Here is a 17809-nt window from a genome sequence, read left to right on the forward strand (position 1 = left end):
CACGCGCTTGTCCACGCTCAAGCCCGCCCCGGCGTAGCGCAACGCGGGCGAGGGAGGGTGTCGCAAGTGCGTTATCCTCAACGGATATGCGCTCTATCTTGATGTTACTCGGGTTGTTGGGGGTGTCTTCGCCCGCCTGGGCCGCGGTGCCCGCCGGCTTCGTGGAGACGCCCTTCACCTCCAGCGCCCTCACGCAGGCCACGGGGATGGCATGGGCGCCGGATGGCTCGGGCCGCCTGTTCATCATCCGCAAGACGGGCGAAGTCCGGGTGGTGTCGCTGAAGGATGGCCAGCCCGAAACACAGCCAGGAAGCAGCACGCTGGTGACGCAGGTGTTCGCGATGGAGCCCTCCGTCCACACCAACAGCGAGTGTGGCCTCATCGGCATCGCGTTCGACCCGAACTACGTGGTCAACCGCTACGTCTATTTCTTCGTCACCGTCTCCGCATCCGAGCAGCAGGTTGTCCGTTACACGGACGCGAACGGGACGGGCACGGCGCGCACCATCGTCGTCAGCCGGCTGCCCACCGCGGGCGCGAACCATGACGGCGGCGCCATTGGCTTCGGGCCGGACGGGAAGCTGTACTGGGCCATTGGTGACCTTGGCAACGGCACGGGCGTGAACGCGGACCTGACGTCGATGGCGTCCAAGGTGAGCCGCGCGAACCTGGATGGGACGCCCGCCAACGACAACCCCTTCAACGACGGCGTGGGGCCCAACAACGAGTACATCTGGGCGCGCGGCTTGCGCAATCCCTTCACCTTCACCTTCCAGCCCACCACGGGCCAGTTGTGGGTGAACAGCGTGGGCACCAGCTACGAGCAGGTCTTTGTCGTCCCCCGCAGAGGCCATGCCGGCTACAGCGACTACCAGAACAATCAGCCCAGCGGAAACGACTTCATCACCCCCGCCGTCAAGTACCGCACCAACGGCACCGATACCCGCAACCTCACCGCGGGCGGCGCCGTGCGCAGCGGCGGGGTGGCCACCTTCACCACCACGGGGAACCATGGCTTCCGCAAGGGGGAGCGGCTCACGCTCAGCGGGGTGGAGGACGCGAGCTTCAACGGTTTGCTGTACGTGGCCAGCGTCACCGATTCCACGACCTTCACCGTGGCGCAGCCGTCGCAGCCGGACGCCGCGAGCGGTGGAGGCACGGCCACGACGCAGCAACTCGGCGGCTCCATCACCGGCGGCGTCTTCTACGACGCGACGCTCTTCGCGGAGGAGTACCAGGACGACTTCTTCTTCGGTGACTACAACTCTGGCCAGGTGACGCGCGTCACCTTGGAAGCGGACAACTCGGTGGCCACCGTGGATGCGTGGGCCACCGGCTTCTCCTCGCAGGTGGACCTGGCGGTGGGCCCGGACGGCGCGCTCTACGCCATTGGCGTGACGGGCGGCACCCTGCGGCGCATCACGCCCGAGACGCCGGGGCAGAAGTTGGTGGTGTCCGGGCTCCAGCCGCGCGTCGAGGAGGGTGGACGCGCGGCCTTCACCGTGCGCCTGGCCGACGCGCCGGCCTCCGAGGTCGCCGTGCAGGTGGCCCGCGCGCTGGGCGGCTCCGAGGACCTGAGCATCATCAGCGGCGCGGCGCTCACGTTCACCGCGTCCAACTGGAGCGTGCCCCAGGTGGTGACGCTCACCGCGGCGGTGGACGAAGACTCGACGCCGGATGTCGCCACCTTCATGGTCATGGCGGACGGGCTTCCGGAGGTGGCGGTGGTGGCCACCACCATCGACAACAACTCGCCGCGCCTGGAGTTGACCGCGGCGCAGGTGACGATTGTCGAGGGCGGCACGGCGACCTTCGGCGTGTCGCTGTCGCAGCGGCCGTCGCGCAACGTCACGGTGAACGTGACGCGCACCCGCGGGGACGAGGACCTCACCGTCCAGTCCGGGGCGACGCTGACCTTCAACACGTCCGACTGGAGCACGCCCAAGGAGGTCACCCTGGCCGCCGCGCAGGACGCGGACAACGAGGACGGCACGGCCCTCATCACCGTGGCCGCGCCTGGACTGGACGCGCGCGAGGTCGAGGCCCGCGAGCAGGACACGGACCCCCTGCCTCCCGTCATCCTCTCCGCGCCGGTGACCACCGCCGTGGTGGGCAATCCGTACCGGTACGAGGTGCGGGTGACGGCGCGGCCCACGCACGCCTATGCGCTGGTGAACCCCGTGGCGGGCATGAGCATTGATGCGCTCACGGGCGTCATCACCTGGGAGCCCACCGAGGTGGGCGCGGTGGAGGTCACCGTGCTCGTGAGCAATGGCGTGGCGCCAGACGCGACGCAGACCTTCACCATCACCGTCAGCCCGGACTCGCCGCCCACCGCCATCCTCACACGCCCCGAGGACGGTGAGCGCGTGTCGGGCGCCACGGCGGAGTTCTATGGAGACTGCGTGGATGACGTGGGCTGCACGCACGCGGAGTTCTACGTGGACGACGTGCTCCGCTACACCGACGTGCAGACCGGAAACCACTTCCACTTCGGCGGCGAGCACAACCGCTGGGACACCACGGACCTGATGCCGGGCTGGCACCGCGTCCGCTTCGTCGTGGTGGACTCGACGGGGCAGCAGGGCTCCGCCGAGGCGACGGTATGCGTGGGGGAGGCCCCCTGTGAGCCGCAGCCGTCGGATGCGGGCACGGACGCCGGAACCGATGCCGGGACGGACGCGGGCACGGACGGAGGCACCCAGCCTCCGCCCCCCAACGAGCCGGGCGGCTGCGGCTGCAACGCGATGCCGCTGGCGCCGTTGGCCTGGGGCTCGCTCGCCTGGCTCGCGCTCCAGCGGCGGCGGTCGCGCCGCTCCTGAGCGCGGCTCAGCCGCGCTTGCGCGCCCGGCCCTGCTCGGCCGCCTCGTGCAGGGCCTCACTCAGCAGAAGCGCTGGAGACACCAGGGCCTCCAGCGCTTCCTCGCTGTCGGGCATGCCGAGCCGCTCTGCCTTGAGCTGCGCGTCCTCGATGGTGAAGCTCGGGAACTGGCGGCGCAGCCTCTGGAATTGATGTCGCACGCGCGGGGCTCGCAGGATGTCGCGGGCTTCGTCGGAGAGGTTCTTCAAGTTGAGCATGGCGTCCACCTCCGCGTCGCCGACCTCCTCGTCCCGTCTGCCAACCGCCTTGAGGAGCTTGTCGCCGAGGCCTTCGGGGCGGATGAGGAGGTCCGGGGGCAGCACCTGGCCGAGCTCCAGCGTCACCACCGTGCAGAGGCGCGTCTTGTCCCCGCTCCGGCGGTACTCCGAGCGGATGCGGAGTTGCCGCCCCAGGTGGAGACCTCCAATCTCCCAGGTCCCGAGGGAGTGGGTGTAGCCCCAGTCGCGAAGGGCCGCGAACTGTCTCCAGGACTGGTCGCGGCGCTGGAGGCTCTTCCAGAAGGCGAGGCCACCCCTCATCACCGCCGCCGCGACGAGGAGATACAGGAGGAACGAGAACCAGGACCCGAGGCTCATGGGGTGGCGCCTTCCTGGCCTTCTCGCTTCGCCCGCTCGACGGTATGGCCGCTCGCGCCCCGGATGGCTTCGGCCAGCTCTCGCACGGGCGTCAGCAGGCCGTACAGCTCAATGGTGGTGCGTGGGACGTGCGGCACCTCCGCCGTCAGGACGCCGTCCTCGATGGTGAAGGTCTCGAAGGTGCGGGCCACGTTCAGCAGGGGCCGCCGCAGGTCCGCGCCGAGGAGGACGGCGCGGGCTTGAGGGGTGACGTTCTTCAAGTCCAACACGGCGTCGAGGCTGGCATCGCCCAGTTCCTCGTCCTTCACGCCGAACAGCTTGAGGACCTTGTCGCCCGCCGTCTCCGGCCGGATGGTCACCTCGCGCGGAAAGCCGTCACCCAGCGCGTGCCGGACAATGGTGACGAAGTGGAACGCCTGGCCTCGGCCCCGGTCCTCGGTCTCCACGCTGAACGGCCGCCCGGCGTGGCTGCCCTTCAGCTCCATGGTCCCCGTGGCGTACATGAACCCCGGCGTCGCCATGAAGTACCAGCCGCGCGAGGCCGCGAAGCCCTGCCAGACGAGGAGCTGCCGCTGCCAGCGCCGCCAGCGGACGTAGCCGACGATGCTCGCCGCCCCCAGGCCGACCCCAATGAAGCTGGCGAAGATGCCGATTTGTAGCCCGGTCATTCCCGCGAGCATCCCCGCTCCGGGCGTATCGGCCAACCCTCTCCGTGCGTGAGGGCCTCCGGACGGGACGTGGCGGGGCGTCCTCTTCCAAACGGCCTGGAGTTACAGGAACTTGCGCGCATGTCAGACGGAGGGAGTAAGGGAGCAGGCGCCCGCCGCTTGGAGCGAGCAGCCCCTCTGTTGGAGGCTGCCCGCCGGCCAGAGCGCCACGGGAAAGAGGGAAGGTGAACGCCTGATGCGCCTGCTGCATACGTCGGACTGGCACCTGGGACACACGCTGTACGACGTCTCGCGGGACGCGGAGCACGCCGCCTTCCTGGACTGGCTGCTGGAGACCCTGGAGGCGCGGGCGGTGGATGCGCTGCTGGTGGCCGGGGACATCTTCGACACGGCGAACCCCAGCGCGGAGGCGCAGGCGGCCTGGTACCAGTTCGTCGCGAAGGCGCGGCGGCGCATGCCTCGGCTGGACGTGGTGGTGATTGGCGGCAACCACGACTCGGCGGCGCGGCTGGACGCGCCGGACCCGCTGTTCGCGGCGCTGGGCGTCCACGTGGTGGGCGGACTGCCGCGAGCCCGGGGCGCCATGGACCAGGAGCGGCTGCTGGTGCCGCTGCACGACGCGAAGGGGCGGGTGGGCGCGTGGGTGGCGGCGGTGCCGTACCTGCGGCCCGCGGACCTGCCGCCCGTTCCTGGGGACCTGGGAGACCGGCTGGTGGAGGGCGTGCGCGCGGTGTACGCGGAGGCGCTGGCCGCGGCGCGGCGCAGGCGTCAGGCGGGACAGGCGCTGGTGGCCATGGGGCACTGCTACATGACGGGCACGGAGCTGTCCGCGTTGAGCGAGCGGAAGATTCTGGGCGGCAACCAGCACGCGCTGCCCGGGGACCTGTTCCCGGAGGACGTGGCCTACGCGGCGCTGGGGCATCTGCACAAGGCCCAGCGAGTGGGCGGGCGCGAAGGGGTGCGCTACAGCGGCTCGCCGTTGCCCCTGTCGCTGTCGGAGGCGGGCTACCGGCATCAGGTGCTGCTGGTGGAGCTGGAAGGCGACGCGCTGGGCCAGGTGGAAGCCCTGCCCGTGCCCCGGACCACGGACATGGTGCGCGTGCCTTCGCGGGACGCGGCGCCTCTGGACGCAGTGCTGACGCAACTGGAGGGCTTGCCGGCGCACGACGCGGACGCGCTGGAGTGGCGGCGGCCCTACCTGGAGGTGTGTGTGTCGTTGCCCCGGCCGGAGCCCGCGCTGCGGCAGAAGGTGGAGAAGGTGCTGGAGGGGAAGGCGGCGCGGCTGGTGAAGCTGACGCCCGCCTATACCGGGACGGGCGGCGCGCTGGCGGAGGTGCAGCCGGGCCTCTCCCTGAAGGAGCGCACGCCCGAGGACGTCTTCCGCGCGCGTTACGCCCGTGACTTCGAGGAGCCACCCGCGCCGGCGCTGCTGGAGGCCTTCCATACGTTGTTGACCGACGTGCAGGAGGAGTCGCCGTGAAGGTGCTCGCGATTCGCGGCGCCAACCTGACGAGCTTCGCGGGGGACTTCGCGCTGGAGCTGGACCAGCCGCCGTTGGACCGGCTGGGCCTGTTCGCGATTACCGGCGCCACGGGCGCGGGCAAGAGCACGCTGCTGGATGCCCTGTGCCTGGCGCTGTTCGACCGCACGCCCCGGCTGGGGGGACGCGGCGGCGCGCCGGTGGGGCGCGCGGACGAGGACGAGGACGCGCGGCTGTCCGCCTACGACGTGCGCGGCATGCTGCGCCGGGGCGCGGGCGAGGGCTACGCGGAGGTGGACTTCCTGGGCAAGGACGGGCGGCGCTACCGGGCGCGCTGGTCCGTGTGGCGCGCGCGCAACCGCGCCGAGGGGCGCTTCCGACCCCAGGAGATGCAGTTGATGGACGTCGTCTCCGGGCAGCTCACGGGCCGCACCAAGGGCGAGGTGCTGGCCGCCATCCAGGAGCGGCTGGGGTTGTCGTTCGACCAGTTCCGCCGCTCGGCGTTGTTGGCGCAGGGCGAGTTCGCGGCCTTCCTCAAGGCGGATGCCAGCGAGCGCGCGGAGCTGCTGGAGCGGATGACGGGCACGGAGGTGTACAGCCGGCTGTCCATGGCCGCGCATGAGAAGAACAAGGCGGAGCAGGAGTCGCTGGCGAAGCGGGCGCAGGGCCTGGCGGCGATTGCCCTGATGCCGGAGGTGGAGCGCGCGGCGGCGGCGGCGGCGCTCGCTGAGGAGTCCCGGGCGCGTCAGTCGGTGGAGGCGCTGCTCGAGGCCGCGCAAGCCGCGGCGGCGTGGCATGTCGCGCGGGCGGGGCTGCGGGAGGCGGAGCACGCGGCGGAGGCGAAGGCGCAGGCGGCCAGGGCGGCCCTGGAGGAGGCGGCGCCGCGCGCGGCCCGGCTGGAGGAGGTCCGCCAGGCGGAGTCCTTCCGGGGGCCCGTGGCGGCGGTCGAGGCCGCGGAGCGCCGGTGGGCGGAGGCGGAGGCGGCGCAGGTGGAGCGGGCGTCGGAGGTGGAGCGGGCGCTGGCGGAGGCCTCGGCGCGGCGGGTGGGGCAACTGGAGGCGGAGACCGCGCGCGCCACGGCGCAGGAGCGGGAGGTGGCGACGCGCCCCGCGCTGGAGGAGGCGGCGCGCCTGGATGCGCGGCTGGAAGGTGTCTCCCATGAGGCGGGTGAGGCGCGGGCGCGAGCGGAGACGTCCCAGGCGGCGCTGGTGGAGGCGAAGGCGGCGCTGGACGCCGTGCTCGCGCGCGAGGCCGAGGCTCGGGACAAGGGAGAGGCCGCGAGGCACTGGCTGACGGAGAAGGCGCACTGGGTCGCGCTCACCAGCGAGTGGCCGCGCTGGCAGCGCGAGCTGGAGCGTTACGAGGTCGCGCAGGGCGAGCAGCGCAAGGCCCGTGAGGAATCCGGACGGCTGCTCGGTGAGGTGGAGGGGCTGCGCGAGACGGTAGGGCTTCGGCGGGGTGAGCGGGATGCCGCGGCCCGCGCGGAGGAGATGGCCCTGGCCGCGGCGACGCACGCCGAGGCGGCCGTGGGGACGGAGACGGGCGCGCGGCGGCGAGCGCAGCGTGAGCGCCTGTTGGCGCGGCAGGAGGCCGTGCGGGGCCTGAAGACCGCTCACGAGGGGCTCGCCGCGGACGAGGCCGAGGCTCGCGAAGCGGGCACGGAGGTGGGGGCGGCGAAGGCGGAGGTCGAGGCCGCGGCGGCGGAAGCGCGCGCGGCGGAGACTCGGCGGATGCAGGGGGAGGCCGCGCTCAAGGAGGCACAGCGCTCGCTGTCGCTGGCGCAGGCGACGCAGGGTTATGCGTCCCACCGCGCATTGCTGAAGGACGGTGAGGCGTGCCCGTTGTGCGGCGCGGAGGAGCACCCCTACGCGCGCGAGGTGTCCGCACTGGATGGGCTGGTCGCGGAAGCGGCTTCGCGTGTGGAGGCGCTGGAGGCGGCGCGGACCGCGGCCACCCAGGCGGAGGTGGTGGCGAGCGCGCGGCGCGCGGCGGCGGAGGCGCGCGCTGGACAGGCGGAGGCGCGCAGGCAGTCCGCGGTGGTCCGCGCCGAGGCGCACGGCGAGGCCTGGCGGAAGGGGTGTGCCTCGTGGCTGGAGTCCACGCGGGAAGAGGGCGCGGAAGTGTCCTCGCGTGCCACCTCTGTGACGGAGACTGAAGGCAGCGCTCGAAGGTCCAGCGCGGCAGGGGTGTCCGGGACTGTGCCACCGTCGGTGCAAGCCGGAGAGGCTGACGCGTCGCCACCGGCCGCGGGTGGCTCGCCCGAGGCGGGAGCGTGGCTCGACGCGGCGCGTGCCGAGGTCGCGGAGCGGTTGGCGGCGCTGAAGGCCGATGAGCAGGCCGCCGAGTCACTGGCCCGCACGGCGCGCGAGGCCCGCGCGGCGCTGGAGACGCAGCGCACCCGGCGCGAGGTGGCGGCGGAGTCGCTGCGCCGGGCGGAGGAGGCCCTGTCGCGCGAGGAGTCGGTGCTCAAGGACGTCCATGCCCGGCTCGAGGCCGCCGAGCAGACGCTGCGGCAGGTGCTCGCGGAGGTGTCACCCGTCTTCACCGCGGACGCGGGCTGGGAGCGGAAGCTGGAGGAGGACCCGGCCACCTTCCGCCGCAAGTGTGGAGAGCGGGTGGTGATGTGGAAGGGGAAGGAGGAGGCCCGCCAGAAGGCGGAGGAGCGCGAGGCCGAGGAGCAACGTCATCGCGCCCGGGCGCAGGGCCTGGTGGAGGTGAGCACCCGCCACGCCGAGGAGCATCAAGCCTTCGCCGCGCGAAAGGCGCAGGAGCGCGGCGAGCTGACCCGCGCACGCGCCGCGCTGCTGCATGGCCGGCCCACCGCGGAGGTCCGCGCCGAGCTGCAGGCACGGCTGGAGGCCACGGAGTCGGCCTTCGAGCACGCCCGTGAGCGCGCCGAGGCCGCGCATCAGGCGGCGCGGGTCGCCACCGCGCGTGCCGAGGATGCCGTGCGCGTCAGGACGGAGGCGCTGGCCCTGCGCGAGTCGGAAGGCGCCGCGCTGACGACGCTGCTCGCCACGCGAGGGACGACGCTGGAGGCCGTGCGGACGCTGCTGGCCTTCGACGCGGCCTGGCGCGAGGCGGAGGCCCGCGCGCTGTCGGCCCTGCGCGAGGCGCTCGCCCAGGCCACCGCGGTGCTGGCGGAGCGGAGCGAGCGTCGCGCGCGGCACGAGGACTCCGGCCCTCCGGCGCTCTCCGAGCAGGACGCGGGCGCCGAAGGTGAGCGGCTGCGCGCGGAGGCCGAGGCCCGTCGTCATGCCGAGGCCACGCTGCACGCGCGCCTGGAGGCCGACGACACGGCGCGGGCGCGGCACGGCGCCGAGGCCGCGGCCCTGGAGGAGGACCGCCGCGCGGCGGAGGTGTGGAAGGTGCTGGGCGACCTCATCGGCTCGCACGACGGCAAGCGCTTCAAGGTCTTCGCGCAGAGCCTCACGCTGGACGCCTTGCTGCTGCACGCCAACGCGCACCTGCGGGAGCTCGCGCGGCGCTACCGGCTGATGCGCGTGCCCGGCCACGACCTGGACCTCCAAATCGTGGACGGGGACATGGGTGACGAGGTCCGCAGCGTGGCCAGCCTGTCCGGCGGTGAGAGCTTCCTGGTGTCGCTGGCGCTCGCGTTGGGGCTGGCGTCCCTGTCGTCGGAGACGACGCAGGTGGAGACGCTCTTCATCGACGAGGGCTTCGGCACGCTGGACCCGGAGACGCTGGAGGTGGCCCTGGCCACGCTGGACGCGCTCCAGGCCACGGGCCGGCAGGTGGGCATCATCTCGCACGTCAGCGGCATGGCGGAGCGCATCGGCGTGCAGGTGCGCGTGGTGAAGCAGGGCGGCGGGCGCAGCCGCCTGGTGGTGGAGGGCGACCCGGGAATGGTGCCTCCTTCCATGGGACAGCAGGAGGTGGCGTAGCGGACCCTCGCGGGCTCAGGTCTCCATCAGCCCGCGCACCACCGCGGCCACGGCCAGGGGCGTGGCCACGCGGTCATCACTCAGCGGCGCCAGGGCCCGGGCGAACTGCTCCGCGGAGCTGAAGCGCTGCGAAGGGACGGGCGCCAGCGCGCGGTCCAGCACCAGCGCCAGCGCGTCGGGGACGCCGGGCACCCGCATGCGCACGGGCGTCACCCGGCCACCGCGGATGGAGGACTCCACCTGCTCCTCCGGGCCGGAAGGGAAGGGCGACTCCAGCGCCAGCAGCTCGTAGAGCAGCACCGCCGTCGCCCACAGGTCCACCGCCACGGACACGTCGCCCGCGAGCAGCTCCGGCGAGCGGTAGTGCTGCTTGCCCAGCCGCCGGACGTCCTGCACCGCGCCCGCGCGGGAGCGCGCCACGCCGAAGTCCGCCAGCTTCACCTCACCCGTGCGGGACAGCAGCACGTTGTGCGGGGACACGTCGCAGTGCACCACGCCCAGGGGGCGCCCCGTGGTGCTGACGGCGTGGTGCGCGTGTGACAGGGCCTCCAGCACCTGCCGGACGATGAGCACGGAGATGTCGATGGGCAGCTCGATGCGGCGGCGGCGGCACCGCGCCAGCACGCGGCCCAGGTCCGGGCCCTCCACCAGCTCCAGCGCCAAGTAGCCACCGTCCGGCAGCTCGCCGTACTCCACGAAGCCGACGATGTACGGGTGGCGCAGGCAGCGGGCGAGCTCGGCTTCATGCAGGAGCTGCTCGTGTGCCTCCGCGTCCCGCACGCGCTCGGGACGCACGCGCTTGAGGGCCACCTGCGCTCCGGCGTGCGGGCCCAGCTGCATCCGCGCGAGAAACACCTCCGCCATGCCGCCGCGTCCCAGCCGGGACAGCAGCCGGAAGCGGCCATGGTCGCGAGGCCAGATTTCCCGCACGTTCTCCATCATGTTCAGCCCACGCCACCCGCGAGGCTCGCCAGGTAGTCGTCCAGCGTCTGGGAGAAGGTGGCGTCGTCGTTGAGGAACGCCAGGCCCACGCCGCCCGTGTACGGGTCGTCCACCACGTGGACCACCACCGCGTCACCCTGCAGGCGCTCGCCGTTGGGCAGCTTCACGTCCACGGTGACGACGCTGTCGGGCAGGGGCCGGTGCGCGGTGCGCACGAAGAGGCCGCCGTTGGAGATGTTGAGGGCGTGCTCACGCACGAAGTCCAACTCGGTTCGGAACTCCATTTCCAGCTTCACGGCGAAGCGGCGACCGCGACGCTGAGGCCCATCCGGCGGGCGGACGAGCACCTGGTGAGGCTGGCTGCTGGGGGAGGGAGCAGGCGCCTCCACGGGCTTCGGGCTCGCCTGAGGCACGGCGGCCGCGGCGCCACCCACCGGGGGGGCCGCGGGCCGCGCGTTGCTGACGGGCAGCGTGGCCAGGTGCTGTTGAAGCACCCGCGCCGCGGCGGAGCGCTCGTCTCCCCGGTAGGTGGTGCCGCCCTCGAAGGCCGCCGCGCGAAAGGCATCTCGCTCCGCCTTGGGCAGACGCCACAGCTCCACGAACGTGCCGCCGCTGCGCTTCGCGTCCTCCGCGAGCCGCTCCACGGCGGAGCGTGGATAGCCTGGAGCCTCCACCTTCAGTTCAATACCCGCTTCCTCCGGGCGCAGGGCCACCACCAGCTGGAGTGACTGCGCGGAGGTGAGCACCTCGCCAATCCCTTCCACCCAGGCCGCCACGCGCTCCGGGGGAGCCGAGCCATTCCACAATGCCGCAAGACCGAAGACGGGCACGGGCGCGACGATAGCCGAGCCCTTCCCACCCGCGAACCTTGTTTGCCGACAGCCTGGGCGCAATCCAGCCACGTCACTGGACTGGGAGCATCCAGACCCCGACTCAGAGTTGCCCCAGGGGGAACAGGTACTCGGAAACTCCGTCGTAGTTCTCTACAATGGAAGTCTGCTTCGACTCACCCCCCACCTGGAGTCGGAGCCATTGGAGTCAAAGACGATGCGCACTCCCCTGATGAAGTTCTTCACCTGCGCGTTGCTGGCAGCGTCGTTGCTGACTGCCTGCGGCGGTGGGAACGACCCTGACCCCAATCCACAACCGAACACCGATGCGGGCCCCGGCGGCAACGAGGACGGCGGTACGGATGGTGGCCCGCTTGAAGAAGACGCGGGCGTGATTCCGGATCCGGACCCCGACCCGGGCGAGGTGCCCACGGACATCGATGACCCGGACAATGCGACGAAGGACTCCGACTGTGATGGCCTGACGGACGCGGAGGAGTTCGCCACCGTCTACCCGGGTGGACTGAAGACGAACCCCGGCCTGCGCGACACGGACGGCGACGGCATCCGCGACGGCGTGGAGGTGGGCCGCACGACGAGCCCCGATTCCAGCTGCAACTTCCCCGGTGACCAGGACACGGCCACGCGCACCTCGCCGGTGCTGGCGGACACGGACGGCGACGGCATCCCGGACGGCCTGGAGGACCTCAACCGCAACGGCCGCAGGGACCCGGGTGAGACGGACCCGAACGCCATCGACTCGGATGGTGACAGCCTGGCGGACGGCGAAGAGGACGCCAACCGCAACGGCGTGGTGAGCCCCGGAGAGACGGACCCGCGCAAGCGCGACACGGACGGTGATGGCCTGGATGACGGCCTGGAGTCGCGCACTGGCACCAACCCGCTCAACCCGGATTCGGACGGCGACACCTGCAGCGACGGTGACGAGGACGTCAACCGCAACGGCATCGTGGACGGCAGCGAGACGGACCCGCGCGTGGCGGACTGCGCCGCGTCGATTCCGGACGCCGACTTCGACGGCATCCCGGACTCGGTGGAGATTGCGACGGGCACGGACCCGAACAACGCGGACACGGATGGCGACGGTCTCCCCGACGGTGTCGAGGACCCGAACCGCAACGGCCGCGTGGACGCCGGTGAGACGGACCCCCGTCACGCGGACACCGACTGCGACGGTCTGCAGGACGGCCCGGGCCGCGATGGCTTCCGCGGCGAGGACACCAACGGCAACGGCCGCGTGGACGCCGGTGAGACGGACCCGACCAACCCCGACACGGATGGCGACGGCCTGCTGGACGGTCTGGAACTGGGTGTGACGACGGCGCAGGCGCCGCGTCAGGACTGCGGCTACGTGGGCGACGCGGACCCGACCACCACCTCGTCCCCGACGAACCCCGACAGCGACGGTGACGGCATCCAGGACGGCGCGGAGGACGCCAACCAGAATGGCCGCGTGGACGAGGGCGAGCTGAACCCGAACGACCCCGCCGACGGCGCTGCCAACACGCCCGCGGGCCAGGCCTGCCGCACGTCCAACCTGCGCACCGTCACCTTCAAGGAGGAGAACGGCGCGGACCTGCGGCTGGCGCTGCCCTCCACCTTCACGGACGCCAACCTGCGCACCATCCGCGATGGCAACAACGCGGTGGGCATCATCGGCTGGGACGCCACCAAGCAGGTGACGCTGATTGCGTACAAGCGCGGCCGCGTGGGCTCGTCGTCCAGTCCCACGAACGACGAGGCGGGCATCCGCTCCGGGTCGTTCAACTCCGCCACGCGCGACTTCCAGCAGACCTTCAACACCTGGGACGGCTACGCCGCGCTGTCGGCGCGTTACGCCCTGTCGGGCGGCGCGGACCTGAAGGCGTTCACCAACACCTTGACCCGCTCACTGGTGCCGGGGAGCACGGGGGAGCTGACGGGCACGGCCGGAATCACGGGGCCGTTCACCATGCAGGCGCAGTACGTGCACCGCTCCGACGACAGCGTGGTGGTGGTGATGGCCATCACCCCGACGTCCCGTTACAACGAGGCGGGCAGCCTCTTCACGACGGCGGACACGGCGGGCGGCTCGGCGCTGGCGCAGTTCGGCGACACGGACGCGGTGCAGTGCGAGAAGTTCACCGTGCGGCAGGCGGTGGTGGACTTCCTCTTCGTGGTGGATGACAGCGGCTCCATGGCCTCGTCGCAGCAGTCGCTGGCCAACGCGGCCTCGGCCGTGGCGGCCAAGCTGGCCAACGCGACACTGGACTATCGGCTGGCGATGGTGAGCACCACCTATACCTATGGCAGCGGTTCGAACTCGGGGGTGCTGCGTGGCTTCACGCAGAACATCAACCAGTTCCGGGCGTGGCTGACGCAGAACAGCACCTGCAGCAGCGGCCAGTGCACCACCGTCACCATCCCCAATGGGACCCAGCCCACCACCTGTTCGTCCAACTCGCAGTGCTGGGTGGGGCAGAGCGGCAACGGCACCGAGCGCCCGCTGGAGGCCGCGCGTGCCGTCATCAACCTGCTGGCCTCGTCCGGTGGCTCGACGGAGACGCGCTTCCGCGCGGGCGCCAAGGTCGTGGTCGTCATCCTGACGGACACGCGGGACCAGTCCTCCGGCTCCGTCGACACGTACGCCCAGTACTTCCTGGGCACGGGCAATGACCCGGGGACGAACCGCAACCCGCTGAACCAGCCCATCGACGTGCACGGCATCCTCTGCCCGCACGAGAACGCCACCAGTGACACCAGCACCTGGTGCCAGAACCAGGAAGACCCCCGGAACCCGCGGCACCTGGACATCATCCAGGCCACCGGCGGCGTGTACGGCAGCATCCGGGACTCGAACGCCATCACCACCACCATCAACGCCATCATCGACAGCGTCATCGCCTCGGTGGGCTACCGGACGCAGAAGCCGCCCATCGGCGCCTCGCTGAAGGTGGCCATGGAAGGGGTGGCGAACGCGTCGCAGTGCCCCACGCCGGGAGACCTGCCGCGCAGCCGCACCCACGGCTTCGACGTGGATGGCATCAGCCGCGCGGTGTCCTTCTACGGCGGGTGCCGCCCGCAGACGCCGGGCACCACCCAGGCGGCGCTGTCCTACCGCTACTGGACGGACCGCACGTCCAACCCGAACGGCATCCCCGCGCCCTGCGCGGCGGACCCGTACCACGACCCGAACGACCCGGACTTCTGTGAAGGCAAGCTGACGTGCAACCGCACCACGGACCAGTGCGAGTGCCCGTCGGACTGCGGCGGCGGCGGTGACCCGGGCCAGGTGTGCAACACGGACCCCGCGGTGTGCGCCTTCACCTGCGCGCCGGACTGCGGCGGCACGTGCGGCACCTACGAGACGTGCAACACGGACACCTGCTCGTGCTCGTGCGCCCAGTCGGCCACCTGCGCGCCGGGCTTCATGTTCGACTCGAACGTGTGCGGCTGCGTGTGTGACACCGGGGCGCTGAACTGTGGTGACCGGTACCAGGCGGACCCCAACACGTGCGCCTGTGCCTGCAAGTCGGACTGCGGCGGCTGCGGCCCGAACGCGACCTGCAACCAGAGCTACTGCGCCTGCGAAGGCATCATCGGCTGATGATGCGCGAGCGCTCCGGCCTTCGTTGAATCAGGAGGCCGGAGTCAGCAGGGCTGAAAGAAAGACGCCCCGGGGCCTGCTGGCTCCGGGGCGTCTTCATTTCACGGCCAGGCCGCCTACGGCGTGGCGGGCCTCGCCACCGCCAGCCCCTGGGGCGCGGCCTGGATGCGCAGCACCGGGTAGACGCGGAGCTGGACGTCGCGGGCCGGGTGGCGCTCATAGAAGAAGCGCAGGCGGGCGCGTGCGTCCTTGGCGAAGGCCGGGTCCTTCAGCTTCGCCTCCCACTCCGCCTTCACCGCGGCGTCCTTCGCGAGCAGCTCCCGCGCGAAGGGCTCCAGCACGTAGTCCTCCACGTACTCCTTCTGCTCGAAGTGGGCGTTGAAGAAGCCCCAGGACACCAGCGAGTCCGGCGCCATGGGCTCCAGCAGGTGCGCCACCAGCTCCACGCCCTCCTGCGCCACCGGCACGTACAGCGTGCCCGCGGGCAGGGCCTGCGTCTGGGGCTCCCACGCCCCCTTCACGTTGAGCGTCTGCCGGTTCTCCACGGACTGGGTGCTCCACTTCGTCTCGGTGGCGCGGAAGCGCTCCACCGCCGCGCTGGCCACGGGCTTGGAGAGGCGCTTCGAGCGCAGGCCGTGCGCGGCCAGCTTCGCCTCCACCCAGGCGGCGTGCGCGGGCGGGACCAGGTAGCCGCCGGCGGGCAGCGAGGCGGTGAGCGCGGGCTGAATCGCCTCGAAGTAGGGCACCTTCCAGACCTGGGGCTTCGTGTCGTCATAGCGAATCCACGTCTGGCCGGACACGTCGGAGGCGCCTCGTTCGTAGGCATAGCCCCGGAAGTCGATGGTCCGCTGCTGCTCGGTGTTCTTCCACGCGAGCACCACCTCGCGCGTCTTGCCGGCCGCGTCCTCCGCGTCCGCCGCCTTCACCGCCGCGCGCAGGGTGGCGCCGTCGCGGGCCACCAGCCGCAGCAGGCTCGCCACGACATTCCGCGTGGCCTTCACGCGCTGCGCATAGGGCTTCCACGAGTGCGTCTCCACCAACACGCCGAAGCGGCGATTCGCGGCCCAGTAGGCGTGGCTGAAGCGCGGCGGCGGCACGCCGTAGGCGAAGCCGGAGCGGGGGTCATCGTCCTCGATGAAGGACGGGTAGAAGGGCACGGGCAGGTGCTGCTGGGACTCCAGCTCGGTGAAGAGCGCCTCGCGCAGCTTCACGCCCAGCGCGCGCAGCGGGGCCGGCCCGGACTTCTGCGGTTCGATGCCCACGGACACGTCATGCTCGAACTTGGCGCCGTTGGTGGCGTGCAGGTCGGCGTAGACGAGCGGGTCCCACGCGTGGAGGTACTTCAGCAGGGCCACCATCTCCGGGGCCTCCGCCTTGGCGTAGTCGCGGTTGAGGTTGAGGTTCTGCGCGGTGGCGCGCCAGCCCATCTCCTCGGGGCCATTTTGATTGGGCCGGTGGTTGGGGCCGAAGCGCTCGTGGCCGTCCACGTTGAGGACGGGGACGAAGACGGCGGTGACGCGCTTGAGGACGCCGGGCTGCTCCTTCCCGGCGAGCAAGTCACGCAGCAGCCAGAAGCCGGCGTCCTTGCCGTCAATCTCACCGGAGTGGATGCCGCCCTGGAAGAAGACGACGGGGCGCTGCTTGCGCGCCGCGGCGGCGGGCGTGAGGGTGCCATCCGCGCTGGCGACGAGCGCGAGCAGCGGCCGGCCCTCCGGCGTGGTGCCGAGCGTGTCGCAGCGGACCTTGCCGGGGAACGCCTTGGGGAAGGCGCGGCAGAGGGACTCCACTTCCGGGTAGCGGCCCGTGCGCTTCCAGCCGCTCTGTTCGGAGACGGTGGTGAGGGACGACGGCGCCTGATGCAGCGTTAGGGCGAGGAGGGTGGGCAGGAGCATGCCCTTCCCACAACATAGCCCCTGGTGGGTTTCAACCGTGGCGCACGGTGAGTGTTCCACCTACCGGCAGCACTTCGACGCGCTCACGCGCCAGGCCCCGCCGGGTCCACTCCGCGTCCAGGCGTCGGGGCGGCTCGTCGAGCGGCTCGTCGGTGAGCTTGAACGTCCCCCAGTGCATGGCCAGGAAGCGCGCGGCGCCCAAATCCTCGAAGGCCTGCACGGCTTCCTCGGGGTTCATGTGCTGGCGGCGCATGAACCAGGCCGGGTCATACGCGCCAATGGGCAGCATGGCCGCGTCGATGCCCGGGTAGCGCTGGCCAATCTCCTTGAAGCCCTCGAAGTAGGCGGTGTCGCCGGAGTGGAAGACGCGGGCGCTGGAGCCTTCGATGACGAAGCCGCCCCAGAGCATCTCGTTGACGTCGTTGAGGCCGCGGCGGCTCCAGTGCTGCGAGGGCACGAAGTGCACCGTGACGGCGCCCACCTGCGTGGAGCGCCACCAGTCCAGCTCCGTGACGTTCAGGCCCGAGCCCCGGAACACCGGCGCATGGCCCAGGCCGGTGACGATGGGCGCCCCCACCTGCTCCAGCGTGGGCAGGTCCAGGTGGTCATAGTGGTTGTGGGAGACGAGGCTGGCGGTGATGGGCGGCAGCTTCTCCACCGGGACGCCTGGCGGGACGTTGCGCCGGATGACGCCGTTGATGGCGTCGCGCAGCACCGGGTCGATGAGCAGGGACAGCCCGTCCAACTGCACGAGCCAGCTCGCATGTCCCAGCCACGTCAGCCGGGCGCCCTCTCCCGGCGCGGGCGGCGTGGCGAGCAGCGCGAGGTCGGGCGCCACGCGGGGGACCTCGGCGCGGGCGGGGGACTTGCGGCGGCGGCCGGCGAGCTTGTCGGCCACGGCCCACTTGAAGACGCTGCTGAACGGCTGCGGCCCGCTGCCATCGAGGTTCTTGAACCGCAAGGCCATGTGCGCACTCCCTCGGCTGGCGGGGCAGGGAGGGCCCCGCGCGCGTGCCCCTGTCATGCTCG

At 71.7% G+C, this 17809-nt stretch carries 10 protein-coding genes; 4 read left to right on the forward strand and 6 right to left on the reverse strand.

Annotated features, from left to right (window positions below; translation table 11 throughout):
* Positions 1-86: 86 nt before the first annotated feature.
* Positions 87-2822, forward strand: coding sequence for a PQQ-dependent sugar dehydrogenase (locus tag HV824_RS00960; protein WP_255207652.1), 2736 nt, complete (start codon positions 87-89; stop codon positions 2820-2822).
* A gap of 7 nt (positions 2823-2829) precedes the next feature.
* Here HV824_RS00960 and HV824_RS00965 read toward each other — a convergent pair whose 3' ends face one another.
* Positions 2830-3456, reverse strand: coding sequence for a hypothetical protein (locus HV824_RS00965; RefSeq protein ID WP_176416932.1), 627 nt, complete (start codon positions 3454-3456; stop codon positions 2830-2832).
* The gene (locus tag HV824_RS00970) at positions 3453-4124 is read right to left on the reverse strand and encodes a hypothetical protein (RefSeq protein ID WP_255207653.1); all 672 of its coding nucleotides are present in this window, start codon (positions 4122-4124) and stop codon (positions 3453-3455) included. Before HV824_RS00970 ends, HV824_RS00965 begins: the two co-directional genes overlap by 4 nt.
* Before the next feature lie 235 nt (positions 4125-4359).
* Between HV824_RS00970 and HV824_RS00975 the strand changes: the two genes are divergently transcribed.
* On the forward strand, positions 4360-5604 hold the full coding sequence (locus HV824_RS00975; protein WP_176416934.1) for an exonuclease SbcCD subunit D C-terminal domain-containing protein: 1245 nt from the start codon (positions 4360-4362) through the stop codon (positions 5602-5604).
* Positions 5601-9509, forward strand: a complete 3909-nt coding sequence (locus tag HV824_RS00980) for an AAA family ATPase (protein ID WP_176422460.1) — start codon at positions 5601-5603, stop codon at positions 9507-9509. The genes HV824_RS00975 and HV824_RS00980 overlap by 4 nt, the downstream gene beginning before the upstream one ends.
* A gap of 15 nt (positions 9510-9524) precedes the next feature.
* Here HV824_RS00980 and HV824_RS00985 read toward each other — a convergent pair whose 3' ends face one another.
* Positions 9525-10451: a serine/threonine-protein kinase gene (locus HV824_RS00985; RefSeq protein ID WP_176416936.1), complete on the reverse strand. Its 927-nt coding sequence runs from the start codon at positions 10449-10451 to the stop codon at positions 9525-9527.
* Between the two features lie 2 nt (positions 10452-10453).
* Positions 10454-11281, reverse strand: a complete 828-nt coding sequence (locus tag HV824_RS00990; RefSeq protein ID WP_176416937.1) for a TIGR02266 family protein — start codon at positions 11279-11281, stop codon at positions 10454-10456.
* A gap of 217 nt (positions 11282-11498) precedes the next feature.
* Here HV824_RS00990 and cglD point away from each other — a divergent pair, with 217 nt between their 5' ends.
* A complete protein-coding gene (gene cglD / locus HV824_RS00995) occupies positions 11499-14888 on the forward strand; it encodes an adventurous gliding motility lipoprotein CglD (RefSeq protein WP_176416938.1) in 3390 nt (1129 codons plus the stop codon).
* Positions 14889-15004: 116 nt separating this feature from the next.
* Here the strand turns inward: cglD and HV824_RS01000 are convergent, their stop codons facing one another.
* Both HV824_RS01000 and HV824_RS01005 read right to left on the reverse strand, forming a co-directional pair.
* On the reverse strand, positions 15005-16780 hold the full coding sequence (locus HV824_RS01000; RefSeq protein ID WP_176422461.1) for a M14 family metallopeptidase: 1776 nt from the start codon (positions 16778-16780) through the stop codon (positions 15005-15007).
* A 31-nt stretch (positions 16781-16811) separates the two neighbouring features.
* The gene (locus HV824_RS01005) at positions 16812-17747 is read right to left on the reverse strand and encodes an MBL fold metallo-hydrolase (protein WP_176416940.1); all 936 of its coding nucleotides are present in this window, start codon (positions 17745-17747) and stop codon (positions 16812-16814) included.
* Between the last annotated feature and the right edge of the window lie 62 nt (positions 17748-17809).

The organism is Myxococcus sp. AM009 (assembly GCF_013372605.1).
Lineage (GTDB): Bacteria > Myxococcota > Myxococcia > Myxococcales > Myxococcaceae > Myxococcus > Myxococcus vastator.